Here is a 20,007-nt window from a genome sequence, read left to right on the forward strand (position 1 = left end):
GCAAATCTGCGGGGCGGGTCGACTGGGTGCCCAGTCGACAATTTCCAAGAGAATGAAGGAGAAAATAATGGAAAAGAATCCGAAGAATATCGACAATGCTGCGGTGGCGGTGGATGCCGGGCAGGTTGCCGGGCAGAGTGTTGGGAAATGGGGGAAACTCTCGCGTTTCTTGGCCTGGAAGCTGCGCGCCGAAGAAGGCATGGCTACCGCCGAATACGCAATTGGAACACTTGCGGCGGCGGCCTTTGCCGGGCTGTTGTTGATGATTATGAAGGGCGGGGAAATCAAGGATGCCCTGCAGCACATTATCCAAACCGCGCTGCAAATCTGATGAAAACACGTCAGTTAGGTAAAAGCCGCGTGAACGCGTCACGGCGTGTCGGACTGCGAACCCGTTTGGGTTCGGAGTCCGGCATGGCCACGGCCGAACTGGCTTTGACTTTCCCGGCGGTAATCCTAGTGATAGTTGCTTTGGGTTTGACCGGGATGGCAGGCATGACCCAGGTACAGGTCAGTGCGGCGGCACGAGCGGCTTGCCGCGCCGTGGCTATCGGGGAAGACACCGGCAAGGCGCTGGCGGCCGGGGAACAACTCCTGGGTCGCGGGGGGAACCTGACCGTAGGTTCTGTCGGGAAAGACGTGCACTGTGTGGCCTCACGGCAGTTGCCATCCATGTTGGGACTGCTGGGAATGACGGCTCGTTCCGAGGCGGTGATAGCCCGTGAAGATTCTTGGTAAAGCGGGCGTTTGCCTCGGTGGTTTCACCAGGCAACTGCGAGGGGAACGTGGCAGTGGCACCGTCATGGCGGTGGGGTTAATCCTGCTGGGGGTCTCTCTGATGCTGGGAGTGGCGCAAATCGCAGTGGCGGCCGCCGGTGCGACCGCCGCTCATGAAGCCGCCGATTTAACGGCACTTATGGCCGCCACCGACGTGTTGACCGGCGGCTCGGGCTGCGCCACCGCCGCAGAATACGCCGCGAAAAACCGTGCCACGCTGGCATCATGCCAAGTAAACGGCTGGATTGTGCAAGTGGAAGTCGTGAAACCCCTAGGTTTCGGGCTGGTAACCGAAGCGCGTGGCAGCGCGAAAGCCGGACCGGAGTTTGCCGGGCCGTGACCTGAAACCGCATCATTACAAGGCTAACCTAAGTTGGGCAAATTCTTTTTCCCCTACGACCCGTGACATAATTGCGTGTCATGAGCCAAAAAGACGCGAAAAAACAATCCAACCGCATCCCCGGCAACAGCGAGAAACCCCGGGATAACACCCCGCACACTCAACTGAAACGCCGGCTGACCCACCGTCAGATTGCCATGATTGGGCTGTCGGGCGCCCTGGGAACCGGATTGTTTTTGGGATCAGGTTCTACGATTTCTTTTGCGGGTCCAGCCACGATTGTGTCCTATTGCCTGGCGGGAATGGTAGCGCTCGCAGTCGTGTGGGCCTTGGCGGAAATCGTCTCGGTCTATCCGATTCCCGGCGGGCACGGAGCGGTAGCGGCTTCTTTCCTGGGGAAAAGCGGGGGATACCTGGCGCGTTGGAATCTGGCGATAGAGATGCTGGTGGCCGTCGGCGCGGAAGTAACCGCTTCGGCTACCTACCTGCAGCACTGGTTTCCCGGCTTGCACATCGGGGTGGGCACCGTGCTATGTTCCCTGTTCATTGTCGGGCTAAACCTGGCTACGGTACGGCTCTATGGGTTTGCCGAATACTGGTTTTCGATGATTAAGGTCACCGCCGTGGTGGTGTTCATCCTGCTGGGCGTGTCGCTGATTTTCACCGGCTCCCCCGCGCATCCCGAACCAGTGGGCTTGAGCCATCTCACGGCTCACGGCGGTTTCGCTCCCCTGGGTTTGACCGGCGTCCTGCTGGCTACCTGCATGGCGGTGTTCAGTTTCGGCGGTATCGAAAACGTGTCGATTGCGGCGGCGGAATCGGAGAATCCCAGTCGCTCCATTCCGCGTGCCGCGAAAACCATGATTTGGCGCCTGTTGTTCTTTTACGTCCTGGGGATTGGTGTAATCCTGGCTCTGCAGGATTGGCAGGAAACTGTGAAGGCTTCCGGTAATGCCGAGGCCTCGCCTTTCGTGAAAGTAATGGACATGGTAGGTATTCCCGCCGCCGGGCATGTGATGAACGCGATTCTGTTGATCGCGGCGCTGTCGGCGGCCAATGGTTGCCTGTATTCGGGTTCCCGCATGATTCATTCTCTGGCCTTGGACAGGATGGCTCCGGCTTTCGCGGCTCGTACCGCCGAAAACGGGGCGCCGCGCGGGGCAGTTACCTTGGCTACCTTGTGTTTCGTGGTGGCTTCAGTGCTGGCGATTGTCAGTCCCGCCGAGGCTTTCATGTACCTTTACGGTTGTGCCACCGTGGGAATCTTGGTGACTTGGGTAATTATCATGCTGACACATTTAAAGTTCCGTAAGCATTACGCTTCGATTACTGATGAGCGTCCTCCAGCGCGCCTGTGGGGGTATCCGGTGGTGAACTGGCTGGTGATTTTGATTAGTATCGCGGTGTTTGTTGCCCTGCCTTGGGCGGGTCTGGCGGTGGCCTGGTATGCCGGGATTCCCTACCTGGTAATTCTGGTGGTTTCCTACCTGGTGCTGTCACGTGTCAGTCATCTACCCGAGCCTGCTCCGTTGGAAATCCACCGTGAATCCTGAAGCATTACGGGCAACTTGGTAGTCTGGCTCGATGCCGCCAACTAAACAACAACTTTATGCTGAGCACATCCGCGACTCAGCCGACAATCAGAGGGAAGCGGCTGCGCGCTATTTCGCCGCATAAATAACGCTACGCAATTGGAAATTCCTTCCGCTTGAGACGCGGAAGGAATTTCTTTTTATTCCTCGCCCCTAATCGCATACTGAACATCACCAGCTAGCGCGTACTATTGCAAGATTTTGCTAACTTCTGCGGTAATCACTTTAATCACCCCGTTATTGCATCTGCAACTAGGTTCTAGAGGATTCCGGCGAATTTTACGCGGCTAGGCAGCGAAATGGTTCATTAGCAGTTTTAGGCATAAATGCGTGTGGGGGGGTGTCTGCCATCTGGCAGACACCCCCCCAACGATGAACGGAGAATTAGACCGCTTCATTGTCAGGTGAGAGACTCAACCCACACAAAGGGCTCAATCATCAGCTACCGAAATCCAGGTAGGATTAGATTCACTTGTTCCATGGAGATATCCATCAAAGCCTGTACCCCATGCGAAGCACTTGCCTGATGTTTCGTCAGCAGCGCAAGAGTAGGAGAGGAATCCATTGCCACCCTCTATGCGTTTCCCGACAGGGAATGGTTTGGTCCATTCGGGGTGTTCCGCGCCTTTACGACACTGCGAGGGTTTCACAGACCAAACATCGCCACCGTTATACTTGACTACAGGAACTCCAAAAGCGTTTCTACCATACAACACAGTGGGGTCGTTATTAGCCCCTACGAGGGTATTCCAATACTCTTGCACTTCAGCCTTTGTCCAACCGAGCATTGACATATATTTCTCTACGGTCATCTTCATAGGCTCTTTTTCCCTGAGTCCAAGGTGGGAAAGAGATTCAGACTCACCGAGGAAAAAGCTGTATCCTTGATGCCCGACGCAGTACTCCAGCATAGCGCCAGCACGTCTATCAGGATTCTTGCCTTTTTCATAGGCTAATGGGTAGTTGGCGCGCATTTCTGCGAGGGTCATGTCTTTCAGTTTAGGTTTCGGAATTATGCCGGTGGTGGCGGCTTGGACGGTAGTATCGGGCATGACGCCGGTTCCGCCGATAATCATGAGTTTGCTAGCACCCAGGGCGTCGGCTTTCGCTTTCACACCCTCCCCATTAGATGGGCTCAACAGGATAACCCCGTCTTTCGCGGCACCAGCGACCATCGCGTCTTTCAACCCAGTACCCGACGCCAAATACACCACACTGCCGGACTTTTGAACCTTCCCGTACTTCGCGATAGTGAACGCGGTCTCATACCGGTTCGCCCCCGCCAAACGAGCCGTCGCCTTACCACCAGCAGCCGTGTTGAGAATGGTATCCGGTACGACAGCACCACCACCCAGGGCAGTAACCTTACCGGCTTTCAGTTCGGAGACGACCCCCGGCAAGGCAGCTGCGGAAGCATCATTCGTAAACGTCAAAATCGGGCCATCACGCAACACTGACGCTGCGACCGCATCCGGGGAACCCGAACCCGTATTCTTCGTCACATACACATTCTTCGGGGTGCCATTAACCTTCACCCACCGTTTCGCGATAGCCACCGCCGTAGCATTACGATCCGCCCCCGCCAAACGAACCACCTCGACACCTGTAGCTTTCGCCTGGTCCTCGATAGCCTGCGGCACCGCACCCACACCACCAAGCAACACAATCTTGCCGGGTTTCACCCCACCCAGATTCAGACTCTTACCATCAGTGAGCACCACCGGGCCATCCCCGATAGTCGCCGCCGGCAGGGCATCCACCGGGTTACGATTAGAAGCCACATACACCACCGGCCACGTGCTCCCCCACGTGTGTTTCGCCACCGCCAACGACGTCTCCACCCCAGACGAGCCAGCCAAACGCTCATGCGCCAACCCGCCAGCCACCGCCGGCACGGCTGACACGCCAGCCAAACCAAGCATAGAACCAGCCGCAACCAGCCCCACCAGCCATCTCTTCACACCCATAATCAAACTCCTAACGTTAGAAAACAATCGGGTAAGAAAATACTAATAAAGCACCCCCCCGCACGCTGTTCACCACCAGCGAACACCACCCGACAATTCCGCACACCACCAAAACCCTACCTCGGCACAAGAATAGAGACGTCACTGTGACAACACGGGTCTAACCCGACGAACACGCGCGCATTCATTTCCGCCGGGTATTTGTCCAGGCTTCGAAGTTGCCAACCGCATAAAGGGGCACATTTTTCATCCAATCTTGGTCACGGAAATCCGAAAAGCTGAACCGGCGCGGGGCGGTCTCGGGATAGCGTTCAAAAAAGGCACGCAGGCTTTTTGAACGCAGATTTTCCTGAGCTTTGACTTCCAAGGGGTAAATGTTTTCCCCGGCTTGCACCAAGAAATCGATTTCTGCCTGTGAGTTTGGCGCTGACCAGTAATAGGGCGTGAACTCACCTTCCGAAAGCAACTGCTGACACACGTATTGTTCCGTCAAAGCCCCCTTGAACTCTGTGAACAAGGTGTGCCCAGCCGCTATGGCGGCAGAATCGATGTCCGCCAATGCCCCCAAAATCCCCACGTCCAGGGCAAACAATTTAAACGCTGCGTCATCAGCATAAGCTCGCAACGGAATGCCCGGTTTAGAAACCCTCGGCACCATGGTTGCTATACCAGCTTCGGTCAGCCAAGTTATGCCGCTGCGGTAATCGCGCGCTCTCGCGCCTTCTTTGACGTTGCCGAAGATGAACTTCTTATTTTCTCGCCCCAGATGTGCTGGCAACGAATGCCAAGCCGCGAGAGCAGGCTCAGCTTTTGCGCCGAGATGCTTGGAAATGTCGCGTTCATAACCAAAGAGAATAGCCTGTTGAATCTGACGGACTCGGCTGAAATCGTGAGATTGCGCAAAAGATGCCACACATTCAGGCATCCCCCCAACGAAATAATACCGTTTGAGTAAATCTTGGAGCTTAGTGGACAAGGCACTCAGCAATTTCCAATCAGCGGCATCAATAACTTCACGCAACGTGGTATTCCCAGTAGCCTCCAAAAACTCGCGGAAGCTCAAGGGAAAAAGATTCAGTAAATCAACTTTCCCCACTGGGAAACCACTACCTTTATGAAAGGTAATCGCTAGCAGCGAACCGGCCGCAGCAATGGCATGTTCCGGAGCGTTTTCGCAAAAATACTTCAGCGAAGTCAGCGCCGGGGGACATTCTTGAATCTCGTCAAAAATAATCAAAGTTTTCCCGGGGGTGACCACTTCCCCGGTCTCGGCTTGAATCATCAGCAGCAGGCGGTCAATGTCGAACCCAGCCTCAAACTGTGCAGCAAAACCCGGATTAGTGTCCAAGCTGATATAGGCCACGTTCTCGAAGTGCTGTCGACCAAATTCACGCAGCAGCCAGGTCTTTCCCACCTGCCTGGCTCCATTTAGAACCAGAGGCTTACGCCCCGGCAAGTCCCGCCACTCCAACAGCTTTTTCATTAAAAAACGCTGCATTCTTCCCTCTCCACTCACGACTAGCCCCTAAAGCTTTCCACGCACACATCGCGATACGACTAACTATGTCCTGATTATCCCACAATTTGGCGAAAGTAAGTACGTAAAATCGCCAATATTGGCGATTTTCAGGACCTAAACCATTCATTCATACACGCCCGCGAGATTCCCCCAGGCGTGGATAACTAGGAAGATTTGGGCTGTAGATGCCAATAATGGCAGCTACAGCCCAAATCCCACCTTTTATCACCATACGCGACCCGAACCGGGGTGTTGGGCGCGACGGAGCACGGGGCACCTCAGAGAGCCTGGGGGGTGAGCGTTTTGCGACAATAGTCGCGCAAAACGCGAGGGGGTACTCCCCCTTCCGCCTCTCGCGTGCGCCCCCGCGACGAAGCGCCCACCACCACTAAAAAAACTTACCCCGGCACGGGACTAACCCCGGGAACTAATCGAGACTGTTGGGATTAAGCAAGAAATCGAGGACACTCATAGTGAGGATTCCGTGCTGGTCATAGGTGGGTTTCACGGTATCGCGCACCAGCAAGATTTTCTTGAAACTGTCCGGGACCTCCACAAGCGGAGCTTTCTCTTGGCGTTCCTTTTCCAAGTCCGGGATACGCCAGGCCGATTGCAGGTAGCAGCGCCGCGAACCCAGATTTGCCACGAAATCTACCTCGAGGTTTTTCCGTATGACTTTGCCATCTTGACGAGCCTGTTTTTCCACGCAACCGACATCGACCGAGAAACCCCGCAGGCGCAGTTCGTTATAGATAATGTTCTCCATCAGGTGGTTTTCCTCGACTTGGCGAAAGTTCAACCTGGCGTTACGCAGCCCCACGTCCTCGAAATAGTATTTTTGCGGACTCCCGATATACTTCCGACCTTTCACGTCATAGCGAGACGCCGCCTCGACCAGGAAAGACTCCTTTAGATACCCGATATAGGACGCGATGGTGTTCGCGCAGAGTTTTGACTTCAGGACACTCTTAAACGTCGCCTCTATCCGCGACGGGTTCACCAGCGAACCAACCGAGGACGCCAGCACATTCACCAAGTCCTCTAACTCTTGAGTTTTCTCAATTCCGTTCCGGGCAATAATGTCCTTTAAATAAGTTTCCGCAAACAAGCGTTCCAGGTAGCGCGACTTTTGCTGGTCACTGCGCATCGACAGCACCAGCGGCATTCCCCCATAGAGCACATACTCCGCCCAACCGCCATACCGGTCCCCCTCGAATCCACTCATGTACTCTGCAAAAGACAGTGGCCGCACCCGAACCTCGTCCCCGCGTCCGCGAAACTCGGTCAGCACATCAGTGGAAAGCATCTTCGAGTTACTGCCTGTCACGTAAACATCCACGTTGTGGGAACGGAGCAACCCATTCAAGACCCCGTAAAGGCGCGGGACCGACGTTCCTTTCAGCTCTTGGCTTGTAATCGCATACTGGACTTCGTCAATGAGCACGTAGTATTGGGAGGTTTTGTCAAGGAGCCTGGATTTCAGGTAATCGTTAAGCACGCCGGGGTCGCGGTAAGCTGTCGCATCTTCCGTATCCAGCGCGAGTTCAATAATGTGTTCATCATCTACGCCCAGTTCCCGACGCAGATAATCGGCGAAAAGCCTAAACAGCAGGTAGGTTTTTCCGCAGCGCCGAACCCCGGTAATGACTTTAATCATCCCGTTTTGCATTCGGTCAATGAGCTGATTGAGATAAACGTCCCGGCGGATTTCCACACCGTTAGTCTACTTCACTTTGAGCGATTTTGTTACATGTAGCAAAAACGCTCAAAATACGGGTGTGCAGCAAACCTGACTCAGGACTATATGCAAGCCCTGAAAGAAGACGACGGCACCCGTTACACCACGGATGAGATTATGCGCGAAGTCATGGAAGACGAGTGACCCAAGCAAATGACTTATCAAGTCCGCTGGATCAATGCCGCTCGCAAAGACCTAAAAAGTATCCCCAAAAAAAACAACGCCTCCTCCTCGTAACGTGGATCCGTGACCACCTGGACGGATGCGAGGCCCGAGGGGCAATAGGACACAGGCGCCAAGATTAGATGGGCTTCACTCAAGAAGATGGGAATAAAGCTGCGGGGGTGTCTGCCGGATGGCAGACACCCCCAACGTGGTCAGGAATGCGAGTTTCTGACCATCAGCCAGTTTCAGATGCGGCTAAGGTATAGCTGTCCACCAGTGCGGATTGTTTTCGGTCGAGTCCCCATCATTCCAATAGAAACACTTTAAACCAGTTTTGTCACCGGCACAGGAATAGCCTGCTTCTTCGAAGCGTTTTCCGTAGGGGAAGGGTTTGGCCCATTCGGGGTGTTCCGCGCCTTTACGGCACTGGGAAAGATAAAAAGCAAAGTGATCTGCATCCACGTTGTTGGGTTTGGGTTTGGCTGCAAGGAACGTTCCAAAACCGTAAATAGCCGTAGGATCCGTCATGTCACCGTAATTTCGGTAATTCGAATCGGTAAACCAACGTTGCGCGTCGCTCAAATCCTTAAACATCCAAGGCCACATATCCAGAAGGCGTTGCGGAGTCATGTCAGTGTAAGGTTCGGCTTTAAAAACCATCGGCATCCCAATTGCATCGTAGAAAATACGGAATTCGTCTCCATCGTCCAGGCAGTACGAATACGAAGCGATGTCGCTCGGTAAGTGCTCGGGTTCGCCTGCTAATGGGTAGTTGGCGCGCATTTCTGCGAGGGTCATGTCTTTCAGTTTAGGTTTCGGAATTATGCCGGTGGTGGCGGCTTGGACGGTAGTATCGGGCATGACGCCGGTTCCGCCGATAATCATGAGTTTGCTAGCACCCAGGGCGTCGGCTTTCGCTTTCACACCCTCCCCATTAGATGGGCTCAACAGGATAACCCCGTCTTTCGCGGCACCAGCGACCATCGCGTCTTTCAACCCAGTACCCGACGCCAAATACACCACACTGCCGGACTTTTGAACCTTCCCGTACTTCGCGATAGTGAACGCGGTCTCATACCGGTTCGCCCCCGCCAAACGAGCCGTCGCCTTACCACCAGCAGCCGTGTTGAGAATGGTATCCGGTACGACAGCACCACCACCCAGGGCAGTAACCTTACCGGCTTTCAGTTCGGAGACGACCCCCGGCAAGGCAGCTGCGGAAGCATCATTCGTAAACGTCAAAATCGGGCCATCACGCAACACTGACGCTGCGACCGCATCCGGGGAACCCGAACCCGTATTCTTCGTCACATACACATTCTTCGGGGTGCCATTAACCTTCACCCACCTGTTTCGCGATAGCCACCGCCGTAGCATTACGATCCGCCCCCGCCAAACGAACCACCTCGACACCTGTAGCTTTCGCCTGATCCTCGATAGCCTGCGGCACCGCACCAACACCACCAAGCAACACAATCTTGCCGGGCTTCACCCCACCCAGATTCAGACCCTTACCATCAGTGAGCACCACCGGGCCATCCCCGATAGTCGCCGCCGGCAGGGCATCCACCGGGTTACGATTAGAAGCCACATACACCACCGGCCACGGTGCTTCCCCACGTAGTGCTTCGCCACCGCCAGACGACGTCTCCACCCCAGACGAGCCAGCCAAACGCTCATGCGCCAACCCGCCAGCCACCGCCGGCACGGCTGACACGCCAGCCAAACCAAGCATAGAACCAGCCGCAACCAGCCCCACCAGCCATCTCTTCACACCCATAATCAAACTCCTAACGTTAGAAAACAATCGGGTAAGAAAATACTAATAAAGCACCCCCCCCCCGCACGCTGTTCACCACCAGCGAACACAAGCCTATCCGGAAAGCCGGACGCGCCCAGAACACGGAGCGCGGAATACCAGGCAAGCCCGAAGCACGGAGAATAAACATTGCCACCCGGGACGAAAACGGCGGAATACCAGGCAAGCCCGGCGGTACGGGGCACCTCAGAGAGGCTGAGGGGTGAGCGTTTTGCGACAATAGTCGCGCAAAACGCGAGGGGGAACTCCCCCTATCGCCTCTCGCGAGCGCCCCAGCCCGGGCAAACCCCCAGTGCAAACACCACCCTTGTGAGAAAAACCTGTGTTTGCGATAATTAGCACATGGGCATCACTGTGGAATTACCCCCTGATTTGGCGGAAAAAGTCAGTCAGCTCGCTTCTGCACGCGGTGTCGACTTTAGCGACTTGGCCGCTAGTTTCATCCGTGAGGGCATCGTCTCGGCGCAATCCACTCCTGTACATCCTCCGTTTAGGGTTGTGAAAGATCCCAATACCGGGTGGTCATCGCTTTCCCTGGGGCGGGTAGTGACTTCTGCGGAAGTCAAGACATTTCTAGCGCAGGACGAAGATGACGAACTACCTGATTGATGCCAATGCGCTGATAGCCTTTAACATCAGCACCCACCAGCACCATGATGTGGTTCTGCGGTGGTTTGCGCAAGCGGATACGGTTCTGACGTGTCCCATTACGGAAGGCGCGTTATTCCGTTTCATAATCAGAAACCATTTCGATTTCTCTGTCGCATGCCAGCTGTTGACCGATTTTTGTGCTATTCCCAAAGTACAAAGGATTCCTGACGATTTGCACTATGATGACGCCAACTGGACAGGAGTTCGGGGATTCCGTCAGGTTACCGACGTTTACTTAGCCGAGCTAGCCCTGCATCACGATGCTTTGCTGGCAACTTTCGACCAGGGCATTGCCTTCCTGCGCCCAGAGGCAACATTTCTGATTCAATAAGCGGCGCGGAATACCAGGCAAGCCCGGATCACGGGGCACCTCAGAGAGCCTGGGGGGTGAGCGTTTTGCGACAATAGTCGCGCAAAACGCGAGGGGGAACTCCCCCTACCGCCTCTCGCGTGCGCCCCAACGGGCGGGGGATTTGAGCCGATGCTCGGTCAGCCTACGTGTCGGGCAGGATTTTTGAACGGCGCAGTCGCAGGGAATTTGTCACCACTATCACCGAACTGGCTGCCATGAGTGCCCCTGAGAGCATCGGGTGCAATAATCCCGCCGCCGCGAGGGGAATCACTAAGATGTTGTATCCGAAAGCCCAGGCCAGGTTTTGTTTGATTACTCGCAGGGTTGCGCGCGAAATTCGGATTGCTGCGGGTACGGCTGTGAGGCTCGGGTTTACCAGGGTGATGTCTGCGGCTGCGAGCGCCACGTCGGTGCCACTGGCCAGCGCCACTCCCAGGTTGGCTTGAGCCAGGGCGGCCGCGTCATTCACTCCGTCGCCTACCATGGCCACGGTTTTGCCTTCGTCTTGCAGGTCGCGCACCACTGCTAGTTTCCCTTCGGGGGTGACTTCGGCGACGACCTGTTCGATGCCCACCGCGTCTGCCACGCGCTGGGCGCGCCCTGCGGTGTCGCCGCTGAGCATAACCGGCTCGATGCCCAGTTCCCGCAGTTGGCTGATGGCCGGGGCGGCTTCGGGTTTGATTTCCTCGGTGAACTTGCCTGGCTGGGGTGGGGTTTCGGATTCATGAGGTGCCAGCCCCATCCCCGGCGTATTTTTGTCAAACAAGTCAACCCGAGATATTTGTTTTACGCGAGTCAAAGTACCGGTTTTATCGAAAACTATCGTGTTGATTCCCCGGGCCTCTTCCAGAACTTGCGGGCCAGACAAGAGAATTCCCGCCCGCGAGGCTCTAGTGGATCCCACCAGCAGGGCGGTGGGGGTCGCCAAGCCCAGGGCACAGGGACAGGCCACTATCAGCACACTGATTCCGGCGCTCAAGGCGGATACCAGGGGTTTTTCCGCCAGCAACCAGCCAGTAAAGGTCAATACTGCGATACCTATTACCACCGGCACAAACACCGCCGACACTCGGTCGGCCAATCTTGCTACCGGGGCTTTGCCGGCCTGAGCCAAAGTGACCAAGCGCGTGATTTGCGCCAGGCGGGTTTGCGACCCCACCCGGGTGACTTCGACTATCAGCGTACCCTCGGTGTTTATCGTTGCTCCGATTACCGTATCCCCGGTGGTCTTCGCTACCGGCATAGATTCGCCGGTCAACATGGATTCGTCAACGCTGGATACCCCCTCAATAACCCGCCCGTCGGTGGCGATTTTCTCGCCGGGTTGCACCCGGAAGAACTCCCCCAGCTTTAAGTCAACCACGTCAACCACAGTTTCTTGCCAAACCACACCCGCCGCTGCCGTGTCGCCCGTTGCGCGCCTCACGCGAGTGGCGGTTTTCGCACCTAGATTTAGCAGGGCATCCAAGGATTCCCGGGCGCGGGATTTGGCTCGTGCCTCTAAAAACCGCCCAATCAGCAGGAACACGGTAATCATCACGCCGGTTTCAAAGTAAATCTCGGGCGCGTGCCCCATCCCGTCCACGTGGCTCGCGGCTTCCAGCGGATTCAGGGACATATTCATCGTCATCCCGATATGTCCTGCCGGGGTGAACAGCACCGCCGCCCAGGAATAAATCGTTGCGACCAGGATACTCAGGGACACCAGGGTGTCCATAGTGGCCGTGCCCCCGCGCAGTGCCTGCCAAGCCGCGCGGTGAAACGGCTTAGCGCAATAGCCTATGACCGGCAAGGATAATCCGGCCACTAGCCACTGCCAACCAGGAAACTGCAGCGCGGGAGCCATCGAAAGTATCATCACAGGTAGACCTAAAATCAGGCCTATTACCAGTGATTTCGCCAAGCCGTGACTCCGGGAGGTTTTAGGGTCTTTTACTGCGGCTTCCCCGCCCACCGCTCGCGGGGATTTAGGGTTCCCATCGGCGTGTCGGCTTGACTTTAACCCCTTATCACTCTGCGTTAATTGGCTTATTTGGGAAGATGCGTTTATTTTATGAGGCGCCACCTCGGCTGGCACCTCATGACCCGCGTGACCCCCCGCAACATCCCCCGCAAGCTGCGCCGTGTACCCAGCTTTCTCTACCGTCGAAATAAGGTCAGCTACCGCTACTGACTGGGATAACGTGACGTGGGCGGTCTCTAAAGCCAGATTGACTTCCGCCTCTACCCCGTCGAGGCGATTAAGCTTTTTTTCCACTCGCGCCACGCACGAAGCACAGGTCATGCCCCCAATTTTTAGCGTTACTTCCCCGGTGTTTGCCGCTGTATTTACCGCTTTGGTCATTGGCGCTCGATGGCTTCCACGGTATAGTCCCCGGCGCCTTTTACTGTCTCAATTAGCACCTCATCTGCCGGGATAGCCGCACCGGTGACCACAGCCGTCCCGGATTTGTCCTCGCCGCGAGTGACTTTCACCTGAGAGATCCCCTCTAATTCGCTTAAATCCTCGGTCACGTGCTGGACGCACTTATCGCAAGTCAAACCCCACAGTTTCAACGTTACTCTCGCCATTGCTGATTCCTTTCTCTCGTAACCCTAACTCTGGAATGCTAACTTAATCTTCCAGATAGCGCAGCAGTTGGGCAGCGAGCCCGGTGTAGGTCGCGGGGGTCAGGGCTTGCAGGCGCGCGGTAACATCGGCGGGCAGACCGAGCCCGGCCACGAAGTCGCGCAGCCCAGCCCCGTCAACTCGCCGTCCGCGCGTAAGCTCTTTGAGCCGTTCGTAGGGGTTTTCCATGCCAGGTACCCCGGCGATTCCAGCCACGCGCATACACTGTTGCACCGCCTCGCCCAGTACTTCCCAGTTTTCGTCGAGTTCGCGCGCCATCACATCAACATCCACCTTCAGCCCCGCCAGCCCGCGTCGCAGATTATCAATAGCCAACAGGGAGTGTCCGAAGGCGGTGCCGATATTGCGCTGGGTGGTGGAATCCGTGAGGTCGCGTTGCATCCGGGTGGTCGCCAGGGTTTCAGCGAGCACGCCGAACAGGGCGGAGGATATTTCTAGGTTAGCCTCGGCATTCTCGAAACGAATTGGGTTGATTTTGTGCGGCATAGTGGATGACCCGGTTGACCCTTGCGCGGCCAAATCCTGGGCGAAATAGCCGCGCGAAATATATGTCCAACAATCAGTGGCCAGGTTGTGGGCGATGCGGTTGAAATGCGCGACCGTGGCGTACAGTTCGACCTGGTAATCATGGGACTCTATCTGAGTGGTCAACGGGTTCCAGGTCAAACCCAGGCGCTCCTCGACGAAACCACGGGAGAGAGCCGGCCAATCGGCATTGGGTACCGCCACGGTGTGGGCGGCGAAATTCCCGGTGGCGCCGTTAATCTTCCCTAAGTATTCTTGGGCTTCGACCCGCCGCAGTTGCCGATTCATTCGCCACGCGAACACCGCCAGTTCGTGACCCAGGGTGGTGGGGGTGGCGGGTTGGCCGTGAGTGTGCGCCAGCATGGGAACCTCGGCGGTTTCCCGCGCGAGGCACGCGATTTGGTCGCGCAAGACCCGGGCGGCGGGCAGCCAAACACGCTGAACTCCGTGTTTCAACAGCAGCGCATAGGCCAGATTGTTGATATCCTCAGAGGTGCAAAATATATGCACTATTTCTTTGAGTCGAGTCAAGTCTGTGGTTGACGTGGTTGTCGATTTATCCCCGGTTGTCCCCGTGGTGGCACATTCTTCGGTGGTATCTGCGGGTTCACGAGGTGCTTGCTCCAAAGCCTGCTTCAGCAAGTATTCCACCGCCTTCACATCGTGTTTAGTCTGGGCTTCGGTGACGGCGAGCGTGGCAATTTGCTCCGTACCAAACTCGGACACCAGTCCCCGCAAATATGCCTTTCGGGCATCGGATAAAATCGGGGCGCCCTCCAAAACCCGGTTATCCGTCAACCATGTCAACCACTCAATTTCGACAAATAACCTCGCCCGGTTCAAGGCTGCCTCCGAGAACCAATCCACCAGCGGCGCCACTACTCGCCGGTATCTCCCATCCAGGGATCCCAGGGCTACCGGGGGTTCCAGGGTACCCAGGTCAATGTGTTCGGTGGGAAATTCGATGGTCATGGATTTACCTTTCTGTGGGCTGATTACAGGAATTATGATGGTTTTAAATGCTGGTTTACCTGGGTTTATAGGCTTATTTTTCCGGTGGGGTCGCGGTGGCGGCGGCGCGAGCTGCCGCCGGGATAGCGTCTAGAATCCGGTTCATGGCGGCGTCGTCTCCCAGGTGCGCCGCCGACACAAACCAGGCCTCAAACACAGAGGGCGGCAGCATGACACCCTGGCGGTGGAATTCCCAAAACATCGGGGCAAACCGCCAGGTCTCCTGGCGCTTCGCCCCGGCATAATCCACCACCGGGGACTCGCTAAAGAATACCGAGAACAAGGATCCGGCTCGCCCGATGCTGTGCGGCACGCCTTCCCGGGCTAGCGCCTCATGCAATGCCCCCGCCACCGTGTCGGCCACCTGATCCACTGCGGCGTAAACCTGCTGGTCAGCCGCCTGTAAGGTGGCTAATCCAGCCGCACAGGACAACGGGTTGCCCGACAAAGTCCCGGCCTGGTAAACCGGGCCGGCCGGTGCCAGCTGTTCCATCAGTTCCGTGCGCCCGCCCAGGGCGGCCAGTGGCATTCCTCCGCCGATAACCTTGCCGAAGGTCAGCAAATCCGGGGTCCAATCCGTGTCGAAAACCACGCCGGGGTTCTGCGCGCCGGGCTGGCGCAATACCTCGCGCCCGGTGGACAGACCCCACCATCCCGAGGCCGAGACCCGGAATCCGCTCAAGACCTCGTCTTGAATCATCAAAGTGCCGTTTTCGTGACACAATCTGGCAATTTCTGGCAAAAAATCACCCCGCGGGGCAACGACGCCCATATTCGCGGCCGCTCCCTCGACGATTACCCCGGCAATCGCGTCCCCGCGCGCGGCGAAACACTCTCGCAAGGCTGTCACGTCGTTATACGGCAACACGATAGTCAGCTCGGCTATCGCCCCCGGCACCCCGGCGGAGGCTGGTAGCCCCCCGGTCGCCACCCCGGATCCCGCCTCAGAAAGCAGCGAATCGCTGTGTCCGTGATAGTTCCCCGCGAATTTCACTATCAAATCCCGCCCGGTCGCCCCGCGCGCCAGGCGTATCGCGGTCATGGTGGCCTCAGTTCCGGTGGAGACGAAACGCACTTTTTCGGCCAGGGGGACGCGCCGGCGTACCTCCTCGGCCAGCAGGGTCTCAGCCTCGGTGGGCGCCCCGAAAGACAGGCCTCGCGTGGCGGCTTCCTGCACTGCCGCCACCACGCGCGCATCGGCGTGACCCAGCAGCATCGGCCCCCAGGAACAGACTAAGTCAACGTAGTCTTTGTTATCCGCATCCCACACGCGCGCACCCTTGGCTCGGGTAATGAAAGACGGGGTGCCCCCCACCGCACCGTAGGCTCGCACCGGTGAATCGACCCCGCCGGGAATCACCGCCCGCGCGGCCGCAAACATTGCTTCGTTTTGGCTCATTTTTTCCTCTCATTCCGTTATTAAAAGGTTGACGTGATTGACAATTTTACGCATTTCCCGCTGTTCGCCCCCGGTTTCGACCCCACCTGGGGTTCCGACCCCACTCGACCCCACTCGACCCTGCCTCTCACCCCCTGCGCCTCTCACCCCCGCCTGTCCCCGCCGACTTCCGTGCAGTTGGCACTGTCGGCAGCGATGGCGGTGGCAGCGACGACGACGACGGCGGCTACCTCGGGTTCCCGGCGCCGCACCCGTTCATGAGGCGCCACCCCCGACACGACCGCAAATTCGTAAACCACGTCAACTATTAGTTCAGTTATTCCTGCGGTTTAGACCGCGCCTCATGCCAAGCCTTCGGCGACCTCCAGGGCATAGTAAGTCAGCACGATATCCGCCCCGGCGCGCACAATCGAAGTCAGGGACTCATCAATAACCCGCGCCCGGTCAATCCAGCCGCGCGCTGCACCCGCCTCTATCATGGAATACTCCCCGCTGACCTGGTAGGCGGCGACCGGAACCGGGGATTCGGCGGCCACATCCGCCAACACGTCCAGGTAAAAACTCGCGGGCTTCACCATGACGATATCCGCGCCCTCGTCCAAATCCAGCAGGGCTTCCCGCCGACCCTCACGGCGGTTAGCGGGGTCTTGCTGATAGGCGCGACGGTCGCCCTGCAGTGAACACCCGACCGCATCCCGGAAGGGTCCAAACAGTCCCGAAGCATACTTGGCGGAATAAGCCATGATTGCCACGTCGGTAAACCCGGCTTCGTCGAGTGCCGCGCGAATCGCGCCAACCTGGCCGTCCATCATCCCGGAGGGCGCCACCACCCGCGCCCCCGCCCGCGCCTGGGACACGGCGGTTGCGGCGTAACAGGACACCGCCCAGTCGTTGTCGACCGTGCCGTCCTGGCGCAACGGCCCGCAATGCCCGTGAGTGGTGGTTTCATCCAGGCAGTTATCGGCCATAATCACCAGGTCATCGCCCACGGCTTTCGCCAGCGCTTCGAGCCCCCGGTTTTGAATCCCTGCCGGATCCCAGGCCGAAGATCCAGTAAAATCTTTGTCCCCGTCGCGGGGCACCCCAAAAACAATCATGCCGCCAATCCCCGCGTCCGCCGCGCGTCGCCCCAGTTCCGCCAGCGATTCCGGCGTGTGTTGGTACTGGCCGGGCATCGAGGGAATCTCTACCGGGGCATCGATTCCGTCGCGCACAAACACGGGCATCACCAGTTGACGTGGTTGCCACCGGGTTTCCGCTACCAGGCGGCGCATAGCCGGGGTGGTGCGCAAGCGGCGCGGGCGCATAATCGGGGTGGCCTCCAGGGGCAGTTCCCGGTTCGGCACGACTTTGCCAGACGCGTCACGGGGCTCCCACACCGAGCCCACCACACTGGCCTCCCCGGGCATCGCCTCGCCGCAGCCGCAGCCGCATCCCGAAGATTTCACGCTTTCCCCGGTTCCAGAACCAGGCTCGGCTCCCCCGACGGGGTTCGCCATTGTCTTGGTTACCCCCAGATTTGCGGCCTGCGACAGTCCCATAACTAATCCTCCTTGTTTGGATGGCACCTCATGAACCTTCAATCAGCCTTGTCCAAGCCCGCAACAATCTCGCGGTAGGCCGCGAGCACCCCCTCGGTGTTGGTGGTGGGGCACACCGCGCCGGCCGGCCACCCCAGTTCCCGCAACACCTTCGCGCTGGATTTCCCGAAAGCCATCGGCACTGGCCACAACTTGACCCCCGCCTTGGACAGTTGCCGATGGGCGGCCTGGGCGACAGATCCGGCGGTAATCAGCGCCACCGTGGGTTCGCCCAACGCCAGGGCTTCCCCCCAGGTCAGTGGCAGTTCATCCAGGGCAACCGATTCATAGAGCCGCAACCGTTCCACGTCATATCCCTTACGGTTCAAGCCCTCCGCCAGGGTCGGGGCGGCTCCCACCGCACAGGGCAACAGCACATTGCCGCTACCGGAGGGGAAGGCTTCCACCAGGGTTTCGGCACTGGCCGGGTCGGGTCCGACGAAATCAACGCGCCCCCCGTAGGCGCGAATCGCATCGGCGGTGGCACTGCCAACGGCCGCGACCTGGACTTGCGCAAGCAGTTCACCCAGTTCATAGTGTTCATCGAGAAATTTGGCGGTCGCTACGCTAGAGAGCACCACCCAGTCGTATTCACCCTGTTGCAGGCGTTGCATCGGATCAAACCAGTCCTCGGAGGCGGTCGGAACCTTTTTGGTAACGGGCGCGCACGCAACGGGCAGTCCCGCTTCGGCTAGTTCTTTGGCCAGGATGTCCTGGGGCACCCTGGGTACCAACAGTTTTGGTTTCATCTCATTCCCCCCGCTCGTTTCGAGCCGTACCGCTGGGCAGCCAGCGAAAGCTGGGCATTCCAAATACTGTGCATACCCCTAGTCTAGGCCATTCCTCCGTTGTCTCCTAGTTCATGAGGTGCCATTTGGGGTTTGTCGCGTTTTGCCGATTACCCGCGCCCTGACCTATTTGGAGCGGCTGGCGGCCTGGAGGTTCGCCATCTCTCCGGCGCATAGCCAAAAAACCGGGCCGCGCTACCTGGGGGTGGACAGTTCGCTTGGGTCAAAACTCCGAGTAGTAGATTAGCTGGCTGTATTTCTTTTTTATTAAGGCTTGCACATTGAGTTCCGGTGGATTAAGCTTTGAAATAAATTCTGGCGGTGTCAGGACATAACCATCATATGGCTCCTTTATATCGGAGCGCAAACGGAAATTGAGCATATTCTTTTCCTGGTCGTAATCTATAGAGTGAAAGTCACGCAAGAGAAAGTTGGTTCCGGCCAGGTCAATCTGTATATTCCGGTAGGCCAGACATATCTGTTCCAAGCTGTTTTTTACATATTTGATTCGTATCTTTTTACCAGTTTTTGTGAGCAGATTTGCCATCTCGGCGACACCCGGTTCGTTATTCAGTCCTAACTTAGAAACAACTTGATCCCATGACATCTTATTTTCGGCGGGTTTTCCAGCCAGGGAGAGTCCAAAGTTAGAAGAAACATCTTGATGAATCTCAAATCCGACTTTATCCGGTTGGTAAACCTGAATTAGCTGAGCTAGAGTATCGTTCAGCTCGTCTATAGCCTTTTGGTCTTTAGCCTTTACTTTTTGTTTGATTTCGTTGAACCAAGCTTGACTTTTAATTTGTGGTATAGTCGAGTCCCAAAGCGGTGATCCATACAAAAAAGAGTTAAATTCTGATGGTTTTGAAGACCAATACATCCTGACGTTTCCGAGGCACTTCATCACTTCCCGTGCAGACAAATCCCCATCATAGTTAATACCCTTTTCATAAATATACGGATACGCCAGCTCAATCTGCCTCTTCCCATCCCCTGCAGTGAGCTTCATTTCCACAGAGCCGTTTACACATCCAACCAGCGTCAATGCTGCGGCGAGTATTATCGGTAATACAGATATTTTTCTCAAGATAAACTCCAATGCCATCCCGGAGTCGACCAAAACCATACTACAGTATTTTCACTTCAACACTTAAA

At 56.9% G+C, this 20,007-nt stretch carries 19 protein-coding genes; 6 read left to right on the forward strand and 13 right to left on the reverse strand.

Translation table 11 applies throughout. The features are described 5' to 3' along the window. Nucleotides 1-67 precede the first annotated feature (67 nt). From F4555_RS09695 to F4555_RS09710, 4 genes are all read left to right on the forward strand, one after another. Nucleotides 68-331, forward strand: a complete 264-nt coding sequence (locus F4555_RS09695; RefSeq protein WP_248613782.1) for a DUF4244 domain-containing protein — start codon at nt 68-70, stop codon at nt 329-331. Continuing rightward, nucleotides 331-738 (forward strand): TadE family type IV pilus minor pilin, encoded by a 408-nt coding sequence (locus tag F4555_RS09700; RefSeq protein ID WP_004013575.1) that lies wholly within the window; start codon nt 331-333, stop codon nt 736-738. The genes F4555_RS09695 and F4555_RS09700 overlap by 1 nt, the downstream gene beginning before the upstream one ends. Next, a complete protein-coding gene (locus tag F4555_RS09705) occupies nt 722-1,117 on the forward strand; it encodes an Rv3654c family TadE-like protein (protein ID WP_050756890.1) in 396 nt (131 codons plus the stop codon). The genes F4555_RS09700 and F4555_RS09705 overlap by 17 nt, the downstream gene beginning before the upstream one ends. Before the next feature lie 80 nt (nt 1,118-1,197). Continuing rightward, a complete protein-coding gene (locus F4555_RS09710; RefSeq protein ID WP_004013573.1) occupies nt 1,198-2,670 on the forward strand; it encodes an amino acid permease in 1,473 nt (490 codons plus the stop codon). 470 nt (nt 2,671-3,140) lie between these two features. On the opposite strand, the gene F4555_RS09715 is transcribed toward F4555_RS09710, so the two are convergent. The 5 genes from F4555_RS09715 to F4555_RS11605 all read right to left on the reverse strand — a co-directional run bounded on the left by F4555_RS09715 (nt 3,141) and on the right by F4555_RS11605 (nt 9,878). Further along, complete coding sequence (locus F4555_RS09715) at nt 3,141-4,676, reverse strand: cell wall-binding repeat-containing protein (RefSeq protein WP_115325692.1); 1,536 nt, start codon at nt 4,674-4,676, stop codon at nt 3,141-3,143. A 184-nt stretch (nt 4,677-4,860) separates the two neighbouring features. Further along, on the reverse strand, nt 4,861-6,159 hold the full coding sequence (locus F4555_RS09720; protein ID WP_249288415.1) for an ATP-binding protein: 1,299 nt from the start codon (nt 6,157-6,159) through the stop codon (nt 4,861-4,863). A 463-nt stretch (nt 6,160-6,622) separates the two neighbouring features. Next, the gene (locus F4555_RS09725) at nt 6,623-7,909 is read right to left on the reverse strand and encodes an ATP-binding protein (RefSeq protein WP_115325690.1); all 1,287 of its coding nucleotides are present in this window, start codon (nt 7,907-7,909) and stop codon (nt 6,623-6,625) included. Nucleotides 7,910-8,353: 444 nt separating this feature from the next. Beyond that, on the reverse strand, nt 8,354-9,409 hold the full coding sequence (locus tag F4555_RS09730; RefSeq protein ID WP_376698547.1) for a cell wall-binding repeat-containing protein: 1,056 nt from the start codon (nt 9,407-9,409) through the stop codon (nt 8,354-8,356). Nucleotides 9,410-9,431: 22 nt separating this feature from the next. Continuing rightward, on the reverse strand, nt 9,432-9,878 hold the full coding sequence (locus F4555_RS11605; protein WP_260400003.1) for a cell wall-binding repeat-containing protein: 447 nt from the start codon (nt 9,876-9,878) through the stop codon (nt 9,432-9,434). Nucleotides 9,879-10,259: 381 nt separating this feature from the next. On the opposite strand from F4555_RS11605, the gene F4555_RS09735 reads away from it, so the two are divergent. Continuing rightward, complete coding sequence (locus F4555_RS09735) at nt 10,260-10,526, forward strand: hypothetical protein (protein ID WP_004013567.1); 267 nt, start codon at nt 10,260-10,262, stop codon at nt 10,524-10,526. Further along, entirely contained in the window at nt 10,507-10,899 is a 393-nt protein-coding gene (locus F4555_RS09740) for a PIN domain-containing protein (protein ID WP_004013566.1), read from the forward strand. The genes F4555_RS09735 and F4555_RS09740 overlap by 20 nt, the downstream gene beginning before the upstream one ends. Nucleotides 10,900-11,062: 163 nt before the next feature. Here the strand turns inward: F4555_RS09740 and F4555_RS09745 are convergent, their stop codons facing one another. The 8 genes from F4555_RS09745 to F4555_RS09780 all read right to left on the reverse strand — a co-directional run bounded on the left by F4555_RS09745 (nt 11,063) and on the right by F4555_RS09780 (nt 19,978). After that, nucleotides 11,063-13,264, reverse strand: coding sequence for a heavy metal translocating P-type ATPase (locus tag F4555_RS09745; RefSeq protein WP_115325689.1), 2,202 nt, complete (start codon nt 13,262-13,264; stop codon nt 11,063-11,065). Further along, nucleotides 13,261-13,491, reverse strand: coding sequence for a heavy-metal-associated domain-containing protein (locus F4555_RS09750; RefSeq protein WP_115325688.1), 231 nt, complete (start codon nt 13,489-13,491; stop codon nt 13,261-13,263). Before F4555_RS09750 ends, F4555_RS09745 begins: the two co-directional genes overlap by 4 nt. 43 nt (nt 13,492-13,534) lie before the next feature. After that, nucleotides 13,535-15,046 (reverse strand): adenylosuccinate lyase, encoded by a 1,512-nt coding sequence (gene purB / locus F4555_RS09755; protein WP_115325687.1) that lies wholly within the window; start codon nt 15,044-15,046, stop codon nt 13,535-13,537. Between the two features lie 73 nt (nt 15,047-15,119). After that, nucleotides 15,120-16,484 (reverse strand): glutamate-1-semialdehyde 2,1-aminomutase, encoded by a 1,365-nt coding sequence (gene hemL, locus F4555_RS09760; RefSeq protein WP_115325686.1) that lies wholly within the window; start codon nt 16,482-16,484, stop codon nt 15,120-15,122. A gap of 143 nt (nt 16,485-16,627) precedes the next feature. Beyond that, nucleotides 16,628-16,783, reverse strand: a complete 156-nt coding sequence (locus tag F4555_RS09765; RefSeq protein WP_174222562.1) for a hypothetical protein — start codon at nt 16,781-16,783, stop codon at nt 16,628-16,630. Between the two features lie 42 nt (nt 16,784-16,825). After that, nucleotides 16,826-18,025, reverse strand: coding sequence for a porphobilinogen synthase (gene hemB, locus F4555_RS09770; RefSeq protein ID WP_115325685.1), 1,200 nt, complete (start codon nt 18,023-18,025; stop codon nt 16,826-16,828). 38 nt (nt 18,026-18,063) lie between these two features. After that, nucleotides 18,064-18,813 (reverse strand): uroporphyrinogen-III synthase, encoded by a 750-nt coding sequence (locus F4555_RS09775; protein WP_004013559.1) that lies wholly within the window; start codon nt 18,811-18,813, stop codon nt 18,064-18,066. A gap of 262 nt (nt 18,814-19,075) precedes the next feature. Continuing rightward, nucleotides 19,076-19,978 carry a hypothetical protein gene (locus F4555_RS09780; RefSeq protein WP_004015973.1) on the reverse strand — a complete coding sequence of 301 codons (903 nt, stop codon included), beginning with the start codon at nt 19,976-19,978 and terminating at the stop codon, nt 19,076-19,078. Nucleotides 19,979-20,007 lie beyond the last annotated feature (29 nt).

It is taken from the genome of Mobiluncus mulieris, assembly GCF_014204735.1.
Lineage (GTDB): Bacteria > Actinomycetota > Actinomycetes > Actinomycetales > Actinomycetaceae > Mobiluncus > Mobiluncus mulieris.